This window comes from Sphingomonas sp. GW821-FHT03E12 (assembly GCF_059420685.1).
The window spans coordinates 573,529-587,990 of sequence record NZ_JBWKUF010000004.1 but is presented as its reverse complement, the minus strand read 5'-3'; the positions used below and the strand labels follow the sequence as shown (position 1 = coordinate 587,990).

General features: G+C 67.1%; 19 protein-coding genes. 8 read left to right on the top strand and 11 right to left on the bottom strand.

Going from position 1 to position 14,462, the window contains the following annotated elements:
- Nucleotides 1-52 precede the first annotated feature (52 nt).
- On the bottom strand, nucleotides 53-460 hold the full coding sequence (locus AC07TU_RS16015) for a low affinity iron permease family protein (protein WP_495188908.1): 408 nt from the start codon (nucleotides 458-460) through the stop codon (nucleotides 53-55).
- Between the two features lie 12 nt (nucleotides 461-472).
- Complete coding sequence (thiE, locus tag AC07TU_RS16010) at nucleotides 473-1,165, bottom strand: thiamine phosphate synthase (RefSeq protein ID WP_495188907.1); 693 nt, start codon at nucleotides 1,163-1,165, stop codon at nucleotides 473-475.
- A gap of 99 nt (nucleotides 1,166-1,264) precedes the next feature.
- On the opposite strand from thiE, the gene AC07TU_RS16005 reads away from it, so the two are divergent.
- Nucleotides 1,265-2,404, top strand: coding sequence for a DmpA family aminopeptidase (locus AC07TU_RS16005; protein ID WP_495188906.1), 1,140 nt, complete (start codon nucleotides 1,265-1,267; stop codon nucleotides 2,402-2,404).
- Here AC07TU_RS16005 and AC07TU_RS16000 read toward each other — a convergent pair.
- Nucleotides 2,401-3,981, bottom strand: coding sequence for an MFS transporter (locus AC07TU_RS16000; protein ID WP_495188905.1), 1,581 nt, complete (start codon nucleotides 3,979-3,981; stop codon nucleotides 2,401-2,403). The two genes, AC07TU_RS16005 and AC07TU_RS16000, sit on opposite strands and share 4 nt — an antisense overlap.
- 79 nt (nucleotides 3,982-4,060) lie before the next feature.
- Here AC07TU_RS16000 and AC07TU_RS15995 point away from each other — a divergent pair, with 79 nt between their 5' ends.
- Nucleotides 4,061-4,453, top strand: coding sequence for a hypothetical protein (locus AC07TU_RS15995; RefSeq protein ID WP_495188904.1), 393 nt, complete (start codon nucleotides 4,061-4,063; stop codon nucleotides 4,451-4,453).
- Here the strand turns inward: AC07TU_RS15995 and AC07TU_RS15990 are convergent.
- Nucleotides 4,450-4,842 carry a class I SAM-dependent methyltransferase gene (locus AC07TU_RS15990; protein WP_495189028.1) on the bottom strand — a complete coding sequence of 131 codons (393 nt, stop codon included), beginning with the start codon at nucleotides 4,840-4,842 and terminating at the stop codon, nucleotides 4,450-4,452. The two genes, AC07TU_RS15995 and AC07TU_RS15990, sit on opposite strands and share 4 nt — an antisense overlap.
- 14 nt (nucleotides 4,843-4,856) lie before the next feature.
- Entirely contained in the window at nucleotides 4,857-5,762 is a 906-nt protein-coding gene (locus AC07TU_RS15985; protein ID WP_495188903.1) for a fructose bisphosphate aldolase, read from the bottom strand.
- 185 nt (nucleotides 5,763-5,947) lie between these two features.
- Between AC07TU_RS15985 and AC07TU_RS15980 the strand changes: the two genes are divergently transcribed.
- Nucleotides 5,948-6,457: a TlpA disulfide reductase family protein gene (locus tag AC07TU_RS15980; protein ID WP_495188902.1), complete on the top strand. Its 510-nt coding sequence runs from the start codon at nucleotides 5,948-5,950 to the stop codon at nucleotides 6,455-6,457.
- A gap of 17 nt (nucleotides 6,458-6,474) precedes the next feature.
- On the opposite strand, the gene AC07TU_RS15975 is transcribed toward AC07TU_RS15980, so the two are convergent.
- The 4 genes from AC07TU_RS15975 to tkt are packed head-to-tail and all read right to left on the bottom strand — an operon-like array spanning nucleotide 6,475 to nucleotide 11,092.
- Nucleotides 6,475-7,668: a phosphoglycerate kinase gene (locus AC07TU_RS15975; protein WP_495188901.1), complete on the bottom strand. Its 1,194-nt coding sequence runs from the start codon at nucleotides 7,666-7,668 to the stop codon at nucleotides 6,475-6,477.
- Nucleotides 7,665-8,117 carry an MOSC domain-containing protein gene (locus AC07TU_RS15970; protein WP_495188900.1) on the bottom strand — a complete coding sequence of 151 codons (453 nt, stop codon included), beginning with the start codon at nucleotides 8,115-8,117 and terminating at the stop codon, nucleotides 7,665-7,667. The genes AC07TU_RS15975 and AC07TU_RS15970 overlap by 4 nt, the downstream gene beginning before the upstream one ends.
- A complete protein-coding gene (gap, locus tag AC07TU_RS15965; protein WP_495188899.1) occupies nucleotides 8,117-9,127 on the bottom strand; it encodes a type I glyceraldehyde-3-phosphate dehydrogenase in 1,011 nt (336 codons plus the stop codon). The genes AC07TU_RS15970 and gap overlap by 1 nt, the downstream gene beginning before the upstream one ends.
- A 15-nt stretch (nucleotides 9,128-9,142) precedes the next feature.
- Nucleotides 9,143-11,092 (bottom strand): transketolase, encoded by a 1,950-nt coding sequence (gene tkt / locus AC07TU_RS15960; protein ID WP_495188898.1) that lies wholly within the window; start codon nucleotides 11,090-11,092, stop codon nucleotides 9,143-9,145.
- A 134-nt stretch (nucleotides 11,093-11,226) separates the two neighbouring features.
- Here tkt and AC07TU_RS15955 point away from each other — a divergent pair, with 134 nt between their 5' ends.
- The 5 genes from AC07TU_RS15955 to AC07TU_RS15935 all read left to right on the top strand — a co-directional run bounded on the left by AC07TU_RS15955 (nucleotide 11,227) and on the right by AC07TU_RS15935 (nucleotide 13,136).
- Complete coding sequence (locus tag AC07TU_RS15955; RefSeq protein ID WP_495188897.1) at nucleotides 11,227-11,421, top strand: hypothetical protein; 195 nt, start codon at nucleotides 11,227-11,229, stop codon at nucleotides 11,419-11,421.
- Entirely contained in the window at nucleotides 11,421-11,714 is a 294-nt protein-coding gene (locus AC07TU_RS15950; RefSeq protein ID WP_495188896.1) for a cell division protein ZapA, read from the top strand. The genes AC07TU_RS15955 and AC07TU_RS15950 overlap by 1 nt, the downstream gene beginning before the upstream one ends.
- A gap of 209 nt (nucleotides 11,715-11,923) precedes the next feature.
- Nucleotides 11,924-12,475, top strand: coding sequence for a 5-formyltetrahydrofolate cyclo-ligase (locus AC07TU_RS15945; RefSeq protein ID WP_495188895.1), 552 nt, complete (start codon nucleotides 11,924-11,926; stop codon nucleotides 12,473-12,475).
- Entirely contained in the window at nucleotides 12,472-12,699 is a 228-nt protein-coding gene (locus AC07TU_RS15940) for a DUF2842 domain-containing protein (RefSeq protein ID WP_495188894.1), read from the top strand. Before AC07TU_RS15945 ends, AC07TU_RS15940 begins: the two co-directional genes overlap by 4 nt.
- Nucleotides 12,700-12,770: 71 nt before the next feature.
- Nucleotides 12,771-13,136, top strand: a complete 366-nt coding sequence (locus tag AC07TU_RS15935; RefSeq protein WP_495188893.1) for a hypothetical protein — start codon at nucleotides 12,771-12,773, stop codon at nucleotides 13,134-13,136.
- A 38-nt stretch (nucleotides 13,137-13,174) separates the two neighbouring features.
- Here the strand turns inward: AC07TU_RS15935 and AC07TU_RS15930 are convergent, their stop codons facing one another.
- Nucleotides 13,175-13,537 carry a PRC-barrel domain-containing protein gene (locus AC07TU_RS15930; RefSeq protein WP_495188892.1) on the bottom strand — a complete coding sequence of 121 codons (363 nt, stop codon included), beginning with the start codon at nucleotides 13,535-13,537 and terminating at the stop codon, nucleotides 13,175-13,177.
- A gap of 46 nt (nucleotides 13,538-13,583) precedes the next feature.
- A complete protein-coding gene (locus tag AC07TU_RS15925) occupies nucleotides 13,584-14,387 on the bottom strand; it encodes a helix-turn-helix domain-containing protein (protein WP_495188891.1) in 804 nt (267 codons plus the stop codon).
- Between the last annotated feature and the right edge of the window lie 75 nt (nucleotides 14,388-14,462).

Genomic DNA, 14,462 nt, shown 5'->3' with positions numbered 1-14,462 from the left:
TCTCCACATGGTTTTCAATGGGATAACGACGAAGCGCGCGCCGGGTTTCCCGTCAATAGCGGCCTTGCAGCCGTTCGATCACTGCGATGGGGTGGCCGTCCTCGCCTTCTCGGCACTCGGCCTCGATCTCGGCGCGGATCAGTTCGATCTCGGTATCGCTGCGATGCTCGATCCCGATGAACTGGGTGCGCGCACCTTCGACCGCACGAATCAGCTCGTCGAGCTTGGCCTGCAGCGCGGCCGCATCGCGGTTCTGCGAATTCTGGATCAGGAACACCATCAGGAAGGTGACGATCGTGGTCGATGTGTTCACGATCAGCTGCCAGGTGTCCGAATAATCGAACAACGGCCCTGTCGCGCCCCACAGGATGATCAGCGCGACCGCGACAATGAAGGCGATGGGCTGGCCCGCAACCGCCGCAATGCGGCCGGCGGCGACGGTGAAGATACGGTCGAGCATCGGACCTCCTGACTAGTTCCCCGCCGCAAGAACCCCAGCGAAGCGCCGGACGGCTTCGGCTTCGTCGCCATTCCAAACCGCGCCCGACACCGCGAGGAAATCGGCACCGGCGGCCACCAGCGGGGCGGCGTTGTCCGGGGTGATCCCGCCGATCGCAACACAAGGAATCTCGAACACCGTCGTCCACCAGGACAGGATCGACGGATCCGGACGGTGCGCGGTTTCCTTGGTCGTGGTCGGGTGGAAGGCGCCGAACGCGACATAGTCGGCCCCCGCCTCGCCCGCTTCCATCGCAAGGTGGCGGCTGTCGTGACAGGTGACGCCGATCTGCGCAGACGGGCCAAGGATCGCGCGCGCCTCGCGCGGGTCGCCATCCCCCTGCCCCAGATGCACGCCGTCGGCGCCCAGGCGCTTGGCGAGGCTGACGCTGTCGTTGACGATGAACGCGACCTCGCGGCCCGCGCAGACGCGCAGCAGCGGCTCGGCGAGGCGTGCCGCTTCGTGCTGATCGACGCCCTTCACGCGGAACTGGAACGCCGCGACCGGCCCGGCATCGAGCGCGCGGGCAAGGCGATCCGCGAACCCGCCCGATACGTCGAGCGGGGAGATCAGATAGAGCTGACAGGGCGGGCGATTGCCGTCGCGCTGAAAGCGTTCCGCAAATTGGGGGTCGAGCGCCAGTTCGTCATCGGTGAAATCGGTCATCCGCGCCTTATACCCACTCGCGCGCAGGACGCGAGGGCACTTGCGCGATAGGCGCGGAACGGCAGGATGCGGCGCGAATCTTCCCCGGAGACCCGACCCATGCGCGCTGCCCTTGCCATCCTGTTGCTGCTGTCCGAAACCTCGGCGATGGCGCAGGAGAATGCACGGCCGCGGGCGCGCGAGGCTGGGGTGAGCGTCGGCATCCTCCAGCCGGGGCCGCTCAACGCGATCACCGATGTCGCTGGCGTCAAGGTAGGTCAGGTGACGCTGCCGCGCAGCCGGGAGGTCAATACCGGCGTCACCGCGGTGCTGGCGCATGGCGGCAACCTGTTCCAGGACAAGGTGCCCGCGGGCTTCGTCGCCTATAACGCCTTCGGCAAGTTCATGGGATCGACCCAGGTGGCCGAGCTGGGCGAGGTCGAGACGCCGATCCTGCTGACCAACACGCTCAATGTCGCCGAGGCCGCGGCCGGGGCGGTCGAATGGACGCTGGCGCAGCCGGGGAACGAGAATGTCCGGTCGGTCAACGCCGTGGTGGGCGAGACCAATGACGGCGAGCTCAACGATATCCGCGCGCGCCGCGTGACGATCGCGGACGCCCGCCGCGCGATCGAGACCGCAAAGGGCGGTCCGGTCGAAGAAGGCAATGTCGGCGCCGGGACCGGAACGACCGCCTTCGCATACAAGGCCGGGATCGGCACCTCGTCGCGCAAGCTGCCGGCATCGCTGGGCGGGTGGACCGTGGGCGTGCTGGTCCAGGCCAATTATGGCGGGGTGCTGACGATCGCCGGCACGCCGGTCGGTACCGCGCTGGGCCACTATGACTATCGCCAGCAGGTCGAGGCGAAGAAGGCCGACGGGTCGGTGGTGATCGTGATCGCGACCGACGCGCCGCTGTCCGACCGCAATTTGCGCCGCGTCGCCGAACGCGCCTTTGCCGGCATCGCCCGAACCGGGTCGAGCTTCTCCAACGGATCGGGCGACTATGCCATCGCCTTCTCGACGCATGAGGCGGTGCGGCGCACCCCGGCGCGGCGCGGCGCGACCGCCAGCGTTGCGGACCTGCCCAACGACCGCATGTCGCCGCTCTTCCAGGCGACGATCGAGGCGACCGAGGAAGCCGTGCTCAATTCGCTGTTCAAGGCGCAAACAGTCGTCGGGCATCGTGGCACCGCCGAAGCGATGCCGCTCGACAAGGTGCTGCCGATGCTGAAACTGGAAGCAAAGAAATCCCGCTAATAACCTGATTTATCGAAAGTGTGACCGCCGGGATCGAGGTCGCGCAGGTCGCGGCCGCGCGTCTCCTTGCCGTAGCGCCAGACCAGCAGCAGCGCGAGCGCAGTGGGGAGCGCGATCACCCAGGCCGAGGTGCCGAGCGCCGGGATCATCGCGGCGATGCTGAGGATCTGCGCCAGCACCCCGCCCAGCTTGCTGCACGCGGCAATCCAGCCGGTCGCGCGGCCCCGGATGCGCAGCGGGAAGCTTTCCGCGGCATAGGGCAGCAGCATCGCGATGATGCCGTTGCTCCCGACGATCAGCAGTGCGACCGGCAGCACCGGACTGCCCCCGCCCGACCGGTCGAGCCACAAGACCCCGGCGAGGCCCGCCAGCGTCACGCCGATCGCGACCATCAGCGAATATTTGGTACTCCACGCGTGGTAGATCCAGGCGACGAGGAACACGGTCGGCAGCGCGATCAGCGAGGATGCGGCGAGCAGCCCGCTCGACACCTTCATGCTGTAACCGCGCGCGACCAGCTCGACCGGCAGCCACAGCAGCAGGCCGAAATTGACCAGCCCCCAGCAGATGGCGAGCAGGCTCAGCGCCGCAAGCTTGCCGGCAAAGGCGCGGCCGGTGAGCGGCGTGGCGGTGCCGCGCGCGGTTGCCGCCACCTGCGCGGGCGCGACCTTCTGCACCGCCGACCCGAATGCCGCCATCACCCGCTGCGCCTCCGCCGTGCGGCCGCGCGCCATCAGGAACTTGGCCGATTCGGGGATCAGGCCGCCGAGCAGCACGAGCAGCAGCCCGCTCGGCAGATTGGCGAGCCAGAGGATGCGCCAGCTGAAGATCGGCTCCAGCCAGGTCGCGATCAGGCTGGCCGCGGCATAGCCGCCGACGGCGCCGAGCCCGCCAACGAGAACGAGGCTCCAGCCGCGATGACGGCTCGGCATCATCTCGGCGAGCAGGGCATAGGTGACCGGGAGCATCCCTCCCGCCGCCGCACCCATCATGAAACACATGCCGATATTCCAGGCGAGCGAGGGCATCGCCCCGCAGATCGACGTGCCGACGAACATCACCGCGGACAACAGGATCGACGCCTTGCGGCCGTAGAGATCGGCGACCCAGCCCCAGAGGAAGGATCCGACCACCGTGCCGCACAATGCGAAAAAGGGCACCAGCGACACGGTCTGGCGCGGCACGCCATATTCGCGGATCATGCCGGGAATGGTGAAGCCGAGGCTGGCCGGCTTCATGATGTCGATGACCAGCGCGATCACCAGCACCAGCATCAACCGCCAATGCGCGCGCGACAGCGGCGCATCCTCCGGCGCGGCGACCACCAGCCCCTCCGATGCGGCGCGCTGGGCGGCGAGGTTGCGGGGGAGCAGGCCATAGGCAGCGACGCCGATCCCGGCGATGATGATCCACATCCCCGCGATCATGCCGTCGTCCATCGGCATCCCGGCCATCTGGAAGCCCATGTCGCGGCCCATCCAGAACATCGGCAGATGCAGGACGACACCGATGGTCACCGCAATCACGCCGATCGCGAACGCCCAGAGCCGCCGGTCCGCCAGTGCGATGCCTGCCATATGCCTCCCCGTCCCCCGCCCGTTGGTTCCGGGCACCGCATTCATGCGCGCGTCAGCCGGGACTGGCTAGCCCTGCCCCATGACAAAGGCTCTGATTCCAGCAGCGATCGCATCCATGGCATTGGCCGGCTGCGCCGCAACCGCCGCCAATTCCCCCAGCCAGCCCCCGGCAGGCCCGGCGCGGCTCGGCCAGACCGTCTATGTCGACGGCCCGCGCGTCACGCCGATCAAGGTGATCGAGGACAGCCGCTGCCCGATGAACGCACGCTGCGTCTGGGCGGGCCGGGTGGTGCTGCGCGTCAAGGTGACGGGCGGCGCGTGGCAGCGCACGCTCGACCTGACGATGGGCGAGCCGGTGCAGGTGGCGGACGGCGGCTTGACGCTGGTTTCAGTGACGCCCGACAAGCGCACCGACGTGGCGATCAAGCCGCGCGACTATCGCTTCGCCTTCACCTTTCAGGGCGGCTACTAGCGCAAACCGATCTCGCGGAGCGGGTCGCCACCGTCGATCCACAAGCGCCCGCCGGGCCGTAACGCCGCGGCGATCCGCGCTTTGGCGCGCGCCTCCAGCTCGGGATGGCGCCCGTCGAGCGCGCCGACCCGGAACGCGAAGGCGAGATCGAACGGCGCCTCCCCCGGCTCCAGTTCGAAATCCTCGACCGCAGCCTCGCGAAAAGTCACGCGGGGGTCGTCCGTCCCGGCGCGCGCCTGCGCGATCGCACGGGCGGACCGGTCGATGCCCAGCACCGGACCGTCGCCGATCCGTTCCGCGACCGCGCGCGCCGCGGCGCCCGGGCCGCAGCCGATTTCGAGCACGCGGATCCCCGGCGCGAGCGGCAGTGCCGCGACCGCGGCGCGCAGCCGGGGCGAGAGCGTCAGGCCGCCACCGCCGTCTTGGCGGTCGACGCGGCGTGGATCTCGTCGATCGCAGCACCGAGCGATGCGTCGAACTCGGCATCGGTCATGCCGTGGCGCAGATCCTCGAGCAGCGCGCGGCTGAAGCTTGCGATCATGCCGCGGTTCTTCGCCAGTTCGGCGCACGCCTCGGGGCGCTTGAACCCGCCCGACAGCGCGACGACGCGCAGCACGCGCGGATGATCGACCAGCGCGTCGAACAAGCCGGGCTGCGCCGGGATCGACAGCTTGAGCATCACCTTGTCGTCGCCGGTCATGGCGTCGAGGTGCTTGAGGATCTCGTCGCGCAGGATCGCGTCGGCCTGGGCACGCTCGGGCGACTTGATGTTCACCTCGGGCTCGAGGATCGGCATCAGGCCGGCGGCGAGCACCTGGCGGCCCACCTCGAACTGCTGCGCGACGATCGCGGCGATGCCCTCGCGGTTGGCGAGGTTGACGACCGAACGCTCCTTGGTGCCGAACACGCCCAGCCCCTTGGCGCGGGCGAGCAGCGTATCGAGCTCGGGCATCGGCTTCATCAGCTGAACGCCGTTTTCCTCGGCCTCAAGCCCTTTGTCGATCTTGATGAAGGGAACGACGCCGCGCTCGATCAGCGCCTGCGGGGTCGGCTTGCCGTCGACCTGGCCGTCCATCGTGCGCTCGAACAGGATCGCGCCGATCACCTTGTCGCCGGTGAAGCTGGGCGCGGTGATGATGCGGCTGCGCATCGCGTGGATCAGGCCGAACATCGCCTCGTCGCCCGAATAGGCGTCCTCCTCGACGCCATAGCCCTTGAGCGCCTTGGGCGTCGAACCGCCGCTCTGGTCGAGCGCGGCGATAAAACCGTTTCCTTCCGCAATCTTCGCGGTCATCCCGGTGAAATTCATTGTGGCTAGTCTCCAGCTTTCGGCTTTTGGATGCCGCGACTTCATGTTGAGTCGTTTGTAGCAACCGCGCCTATTGCAGTGCGGCACGCAGGTGAAAAGCCTGACAACGGTAGCCAGCGGGCGGCAAATGCCGCGCTTGACGCACGGATGGACCGCCGCCACCCTCTCCAAAGGGGGAAAGCAACATGATCGACCGACGCAATATGGTCACGCAACTGGCCGCTCTGCCTGTGGCGGGACTGCTGACGACGGGCATGGCCGCGCCCAAGCGTCCTGCGGTGGGTGAAATGGCGCCCGATTTCTCGCTGAAGCTGCTCGACGACAGCGTCGTCACGCTGTCCGAGCTGCGCGGCCGCGTCGTCATGCTCAACTTCTGGGCAACCTGGTGCGTGCCGTGCCGCAAGGAATTGCCGCTGCTCAACACCTATCACGCCCTGCGCAAGGACGTGGGCCTCAGCATCTACGCAATCACCACCGAGGGGTCGATCCCGCTCTTCCGCCTCAAGAAGTTTCTCGAGAAGCTCGACATGCCGTCGGCGCGGTCGATGAAGGGGCCCTACGGACCGATCGACGGCGCGGTTCCGACCAATTTCGTGATCGGCCGCGACGGGGTGCTTCGCTATGCGAAGGCCGCCGCGTTCGACCTTGACGATCTCAACCAGCTGTTGCCCCCGCTGCTCAACCAACGGGTCTGAGGCAGCGGGTCTGAAGATCACCGCGCGAGCGCGGCGACTCCCGGCAGCTCCTTGCCTTCCATCCATTCGAGGAACGCGCCGCCCGCGGTCGAGACGAAGGTCATGTCGTCCGCCACGCCGGCCTGATTGAGCGCCGCAACGGTGTCGCCGCCGCCCGCGACCGAAACCAGCGACCCTTCCTTGGTCAGCGCCGCGACGGTGTGGGCGAGCGCCATGGTCGCGGTGTCGAATGGCTTGGTTTCGAACGCGCCGAGCGGGCCGTTCCAGACGAGCGTGCGGCAGTTCTTGAGCACGTCCGCCAGCGCCTCGCTCGCCGCCGGGCCGACGTCGAGGATCATCTCGTCCTCGGCGACCTCGTGCACGTTGACGGTGCGCAGGCTCGGCGGGTTGGCGGCGAATTCCTTCGACACCACCACGTCATAGGGCAGATGGATCGTGCAGTTCGCCTTCTCGGCCGCGTCGAAGATCTCCTCGGCGGTACCGGTCAGGTCATGCTCGCACAGCGACTTGCCGACATTGACGCCGCGCGCGGCGAGGAAGGTGTTGGCCATGCCGCCGCCGATGATCAGGTGATCGACCTGGCCGACCAGATGCTTGAGCACGTCGAGCTTGGTCGAGACCTTGGCGCCGCCGACGACCGCGGCGACCGGATGCTCGGGCTTGCCCAGCGCCTTGTCGAGCGCGTCGAGTTCGGCCTCCATCTGACGGCCTGCGAACGCCGGGAGCCGGTGCGCCAGCCCCTCGGTCGACGCGTGCGCACGGTGCGCAGCGGAAAAGGCATCGTTGACGTAGAAGTCGCCCAGCGCGGCGAAGCGGTCGATCACCTTGGGATCGTTCTTCTCTTCGCCGCCGAAGAAGCGGGTATTCTCGAGCACCGCGATGTCGCCGGGCTGAAGCGTCGCGGTCGACTCGATGTCGCCTTCCCAGTCGATATAGCGGACCGGACGGCCGAGCACCTGGCTGAACGGGCGGACGAGCTGTGCGGTCGAAAGCTCCGGCGTCGGCGCCTTGGGACGGCCGAAATGCGCGAGGACCAGGACGATCGCGCCCTTGTCGGCGAGCTCGCTGACCGTCGGCACCGCGGCGCGCAGGCGGGTGTCGTCGGTGACATGGCCGTCGGCCATCGGCACGTTCAGATCCTCACGGACCAGCACGCGTTTGCCGGTGACGTCGCCCATATCGTCCAGCGTCTTGAAAGCTCGCTCGCTCATTCTTCGATCCTGATCTCGTCGCCCACCGCGATCTCGCCGGGGGCGATCACCATCGTACATATGCCGCCGCGCCAGTCGGGCGTCAGCGCGTCGCGCAACCCGTCGGCCAGCGCGTTCATCCGCTCGCACGGATCGGTCTCGACCGTCATCTCGAGCACCACATCGGCGCCGATACGCAGCCTTGTGCCCGCGACCTGCGGCAGGTCGAGCCCCTCGACCAGCAAATTGGCGCGGCGCTGTTCCCAGGGGAGGTTTCCCCCCACCTGCGCCATCGCCGCGGCCCAATCTCCGGCCTCGATCAACGAGACCTGGCGCTTGTAGGGCTTGCCCTTCATCGCGCCGCGGAAATCGCCGGCAATGCCGCCCTCCAGCGTCACCGCGGCGCGATCGATCGTCTCGATCGGCGCCTTGGCGAACGCGTGGCGGGCGATGCCGGCGATACGGCCCATTATCCCAGCTTCGCCATCGTCGAAGCGGTGTCGACCATGCGGTTCGAGAAGCCCCATTCATTGTCGTACCAGCTGACGACGCGAACGAGCTTGCCGTCGATCACCGCGGTCTCGAGGCTGTCGATGGTCGACGAGGCCGGGGTGTGGACGATATCGATCGAGACCAGCGGCTCGTCCGAATAATAGAGCACGCCCTTGAGCGGGCCTGCTTCCGACGCCGCCTTCAGGATCGAGTTCACTTCCTCGACGCTGGTGTCGCGCTTCGGGGTGAAGGTCAGGTCGATCAGCGAGCCATCGGGAACCGGCACGCGCACCGACGAACCGTCGAGCTTGCCCTTGAGCTCGGGCAGAACCTCGCCAACGGCACGCGCGGCGCCGGTGGTGGTCGGGATCATGCTCATCGCCGCAGCGCGCGCGCGGCGCATGTCCGGATGGATCTGGTCGAGGATCTTCTGGTCGTTGGTGTAGGCATGGATAGTGGTCATCAGGCCACGCTCGATGCCGACCGTGTCGTTGAGCACCTTGGCCACCGGCGCGAGGCAGTTGGTGGTGCACGACGCGTTCGAGACGATCGTCATGTCGGCGGTCAGCTTGTCGTGGTTGACGCCATAGACGACGGTCAGGTCGACATTCTTGCCCGGGGCCGAGATCAGCACCTTCTTGGCGCCGGCATCGATGTGCTTCTGGCAGCTCTCACGGTCGGTGAAGAAGCCGGTGCACTCCAGCACCAGATCGATGTTCTGCTCGCCATGCGGGAGGTTGGCGGGATCGCGCTCCTTGGTCACGCGAATGCGCTTGCCGTCGACGACGATGTCGTCGCCGTCCGCCTCGACCGTGCCCGGATACTTGCCGTGGACGCTGTCGCGGCTGAACAGCCAGGCGTTCGACTTCGCGTCCGCCAGGTCGTTGATCGTCACCAGTTCAAGGCCGCTGTCGGGGCGCTCGAGGATGGCGCGCGCCACCAGCCGGCCGATACGTCCGAACCCGTTGATCGCAACTCTCGTCATCAATGTCCTCCTAAAGCCTTAGAGTCTTGCAAGAATCTGGGGCGTGATCGCTGCGGCGGTCAGCCCGAAATGTTCGTAGAGCTTGGGGCCGGGGCCCGACGCGCCGAAGCGGTCGATGCCGAAGCGCAGCCCGTGGATGCCGGTGTAGCGTTCCCAGCCGATCGTCGTGCCCGCCTCGATCGAGACGCGCAGCACGCCTTCGGGCAGCAGGTCGGCATGATAGGCCGCGTCCTGCGCGTCGAAGCGCGACCAGCAGGGCAGCGAGACGACGTCGGCGCCGATCCCCTGCGCTTCCAGCTCGGCACGGACCGCGACCGCGATCTCGACTTCCGATCCGGTGGCGATCAGCACGACCTTGCGCTCGGCCTGCGCGGCCTGGAGGCGGTAGCCGCCCTTCGCAGCGCCGCCCGAGCTGAGCTGCGGCAGATTCTGGCGCGAGAGGGCGAGCAGCGACGGTCCGTCCTTGCGCGCAACCGATGCGCCCCACGCCTCGGCGGTCTCGACCACGTCGCACGGGCGCCACACCTCAAGGTTCGGGATCAGGCGCAGCGACATGACATGCTCGACCGGCTGGTGGGTCGGACCGTCCTCGCCAAGGCCGATCGAATCGTGCGTCATCACATAGACGACGCGCGCATTCTGCAGCGCCGAGAGGCGGATCGCCGGGCGGGCATAGTCGGAGAAGACCAGGAAGGTGCCGCCATAGGGCAGCACGCCGCCGTGGAGCGCCATGCCGTTCATCGCCGCGGCCATGCCGAATTCGCGGATACCGTAGCGGACATAGCGGCCCGCGCGGTTCGCCGCGGTGAAGTCCTGCAGCCCCTTGGTCAGCGTGTTGTTCGACGGGGTGAGGTCGGCTGACCCGCCGATCGTTTCGGGCAGCGCGGCATTGATGACGTCGAGCGCCATCTGGCTGGCGGTGCGCGTCGCGACCTTCTTGGGATCGGCAAGAAGGCCTTCGATATAGGCGTCGAGCGCGAAACCATTGGGAAGGTCACCGGCCATGCGGCGCTCGAATTCGGTACGATCCGAGTGATTTGCAAGGCGATCACTCCACGCGGCGTGGGGCTGCGCGCCGCGCTTGCCGGCATCGAGCCAGGCGGCACGGATATCGTCGGGCACGACGAAGGGCGGGTAGTTCCAGTTCAGTTCGACGCGCGCGGCGGCGACTTCATCGGCGCCGAGCGCGGCGCCGTGCGTGGCCGAGGTGCCCTGCTTGTTGGGCGCGCCCTTGCCGATGATCGTCCGGCAGCGGACCAGCGTCGGACGCTCGTCCGCCAACGCGGCATCGAACGCCGCCTTGATGCTCGCCGGGTCATGCCCGTCGCACTCGACGACGTGCCAGCCGGTCGCGGCGTAGCGTGCGGGAATGTCCTCGTTCGACGACAGCTCCACGGCGCCGTCGATCGTGATCTTGTTGTCGTCCCACAGCACGATCAGGCGGCCGAGCTTCAGATGCCCGGCAAGGCCGATCGCCTCATGGTTGATGCCTTCCATCAGGCAGCCGTCGCCCGCAACCACCCAGGTGCGGTGATCGACCAGATCGTCGCCGAAACCGGCATTGAGGTGGCGCTCGGCGATCGCCATGCCCACCGCCATCGCCAGGCCCTGGCCCAGCGGCCCGGTGGTGCATTCGACGCCCGGAAGCTCGAAATTCTCGGGGTGACCGGCGCAGGGCGAGCCGACCTGACGGAAGGAGGCGATGTCCTCGATCGTCGGGCGCGCATAGCCGGTCAGGTTGAGCAGCGCATAGATCAGCATCGAACCATGGCCCGCCGACAGCACGAACCGGTCGCGATCGGCCCATTTCGGGTCGGTGGGATCGTACTTCAGATAGTCACTGAACAAGACGGTCGCGACATCGGCCATGCCCATCGGCATGCCCGGATGGCCGGAATTTGCTGCCTCGATGGCATCCATCGCGAGCGCGCGGATGGCGTTGGCGCGATCACTGAACGAAACGGTCACGGCGAGTCCCCTGATGCCGGGCCCGCATCCCGCCTGACCCGGCGAATCGAATGTGGCGTGCCAATGGGGCGAGCAGGCGCGGAGGTCAACACCGGGGGCTTGCGAGGCGGGTAAAGCGTGCCTATCCACCCATTATGGTGGAGGCGGTATCCCCGGCGCTCGGGAGGATCGAGCGCGCACTCGCGCGGATCGAGGCAGCGGCGGCAAAGCGCGCGTTCGACGCAGACGCGCTCCAGCGGCGTCACACGATTCTGCGCGAAAAGGTCGAGGACGCGATCGAGGCGCTCGATGCGCTGATCGAAAAGCAGACCACAGAGGCCGCTGAGTAATGGGCCAGATCACCCTCACCGTTGCCGGCCGCAGCCACACCATTTCCTGCCGCGATGGCGAAGAGGTGCATCTCGAGCGGCTGGAGCGGATGCTCAACAAACATGCCGAGACCGCGCTCGCCGCGTCCGGCGGCATGTCGGGAGAGCGCACGATGCTGTTCATCGCGCTGATCCTGGCCGATCTGCTCGACGAGGCCGAGCGCAACCCGCCGGGCGGCGTATCCCCGGTGCTGCTCGACACGCTCGCCGCCCGACTCGAATCGGTTGCGGCAGCACTTGAGGATCGCGGCTAGATTCCCTACATCTGCGCGTGGCGGGTTCTGCCCGGTACGAGCTTACGATCATCCCTGAGGCTATTCATCATCCACGGGGGCTGTCCCTGCCCAGGTCCAGGCCTGAAGCATATGGTCCCCACCTGACGTTTTGGGCGTCAGTGGATATCACAGCCAACGGCCCATGGTGGTCCCGCCACACGAGTTTTTGACGCATTCGGACTTCCGCGATGGATGATAAACGCACCCTTCGCGCCCGGATGCGCGCGTTGCGCGACGAGTTCGCGATGACGATCGGCGGGGTGATCGCACCACCGCCGGCGCTGCTTGCCCGCTTTGCGCCGGGCGTCACCATTTCCAGCTACGTTCCCATCGGCAGCGAGGCCGATCCGACTGCAATCGCCTTCGCTGCGCGCGAACGCGGCTGCGCGATCGTGCTGCCCCACGTCACCAGCCGCGAATCGCCGGTACGCTTCTTCGAATGGCATCCGGACCAGCCGCTGATCGATGGCCCGCTCGGCCTGCGCCAACCCTCGACCGATGCGCCCGAGGCCGATCCCGATATCGTGCTGACCCCACTGCTCGCCTTCGACGCCGCGCTCAACCGGCTGGGGCAAGGCGCGGGTCATTATGACCGTGTGTTCGAGCGGCTTCCCGATGCATGGCGGATCGGGATCGCCTGGTCGATCCAGCAGGTCGAAGCGCTCGCCACCGATCCATGGGACGTGCCGCTTCACGGTGTCGTCACCGAAACGGCGAATTTCGGCGAGGCTGCGGCATGAGCCCCGGCCCTTCCTGGCGCCAACCCGTCGGCGCGTTCGCGATCATTGCACTGATCCTGGTGTGGTGCATCGCTGTCGCCAGCTTCTCCGCCACCGTCGGCCAATGGCCGGCATTGGTCCAGCTCGTCTTCTACGTCTTCGCGGGGATCGTCTGGATTCTGCCGTTGAAGCCAATGCTCCGTTGGATGGAGACCGGGCGCTGGCGGCTGCCCAAGGCGGACTAGCCAAACTGATAGACCGTTATCAGGGCGCTTGGTATCGATGCCGCCAGTTTGACTGACATGGCGACCCCATTATGCTCGCTGTTCTGGCCCTTGTCGCTGCTACCGGCCTGAATCCACCCAACCCGGCGCCTGCGCTGGCGGGCCAGTGCAAATGGGTGCAAGGTCGGTTCTCGATATACAATGGGTCGAGCCTGCGCCGTATCTGGCTTGTCGGAAGCACGCGCGTCGTCGCCCTGAAGGATGACGATGAGCAGATCCCATCTGAGATCGAACGCTACCAGCGCGACGCGACGGAGCATAGCGGCAAGGCGGACGGCCTGTTCGGAAGCTTCTACATCTGTGCCCGCGAGAAGATCCGCGCAGGCCAGATGCAGCATGTCCGCCTCCTGAAAACCCGGCACCTCATCTACCGGGGCAAGCCGTACGCGGGCCGATGATCTGGGCGTTCTTAACGCGTGCCTCCGCCCAGATTCGATCAGATGTAGGGGAAGCCGTAATAGGTATAGACCTGCTCCTGATAGGCGCGGTCGTATTTCGGTTCTTCGCCCTGCGCGTCATAGCCGGGTGCGCCCTCGATCTGCTCCTTGGTCAGATCGACGACATAACCGCCTTTCCCAAGATCAAAATCGAGTGCCTTCCAGGGCAGCGGATAGTGGCGGCTGCCGACCCCGAACAGGCCGCCGAACGACATCACCGCATATTGGGCATGGCCCGAAACCTTGTCGACCATGAAGCGCTCGACCCGGCCGAGCCGCTCACCGTCACGGTTGAACACCAGCGTTCCTTCCACGCGGTCCGACGCGATCATCGGATGTGCGGTCTCGCTCATCTCGTTCATCAGACTTCTCCTCACCGGAGAAGAACGCATGAGCGGCGTGGAAGTCTCAGCGTCCCAGCGCTGCCCGGGTCGCGGCGTCGGCAGGATAGAAGGCTTCGATCGCCAGTTCGGACAGCGTCACATTCTGCGGCGTGCCGAACACGGTGGTGGTCGAGATGAAGGAGAGTTCGCCCTGATCGGTGCGCAGCTTGAGCGGCACCACCGGGCTGGCGGCGATCACCGGCGGCTGGCGGCGCTGCTCAAGCGAAGGCATCGCCTCCAGTTCGGCCAGCACCGCTTCGATCGTCGCGTCCCCCGTGGCCCTCGCCTCGTGCCGCAGGCGCGAGAGGATATGCGCGCGCCACTCGCCATAGTTGACGATGCGCGGCCCCAGCCCCTCGCGATGCAGGCTGAGCTTGAGAACATTGCACGGCCGCGCCAGCAGCCACGGCGCCACCCCCTCCAGCAGCGGCGCCAGCGCGTCATTGTGCGCGACCAGGTTCCAGGCGCGGTCGACCACCAGTGCGGGAAACGGCTCATGCCCCTTGAGGATCAGCATCATCGCCTCGCGGACATCGGCCATCGCGTCGTCCTCCAGCACATGCTCGGCGAAATGCGGGGCATGGCCCGCACCCAGCAGCAGCCGGTTGCGCTCGCGCAGCGGCAGTTCGAGGCTCTCGGCCAGCAGCAGCACCATGTCGCGGCCCGGCCGCGAACGCCCGCTCTCGACAAAGCTCAGATGCCGCTGAGAAATTCCCGCTTCCATCGCAAGATCGAGCTGGCTGAGGCGTCGCCGGGAACGCCAGTGGCGGAGCTGTTCACCCACCGGCTGGATGGACTGCTGGGTGGCGTGCTGGATGACGTGCTGCATGGCGCGAGCCTAAGCCGCCTTCCGCGAATAGAAAACCATTCGCTTGGGCAGTTGCGGCGGATACCAACCCGGCCT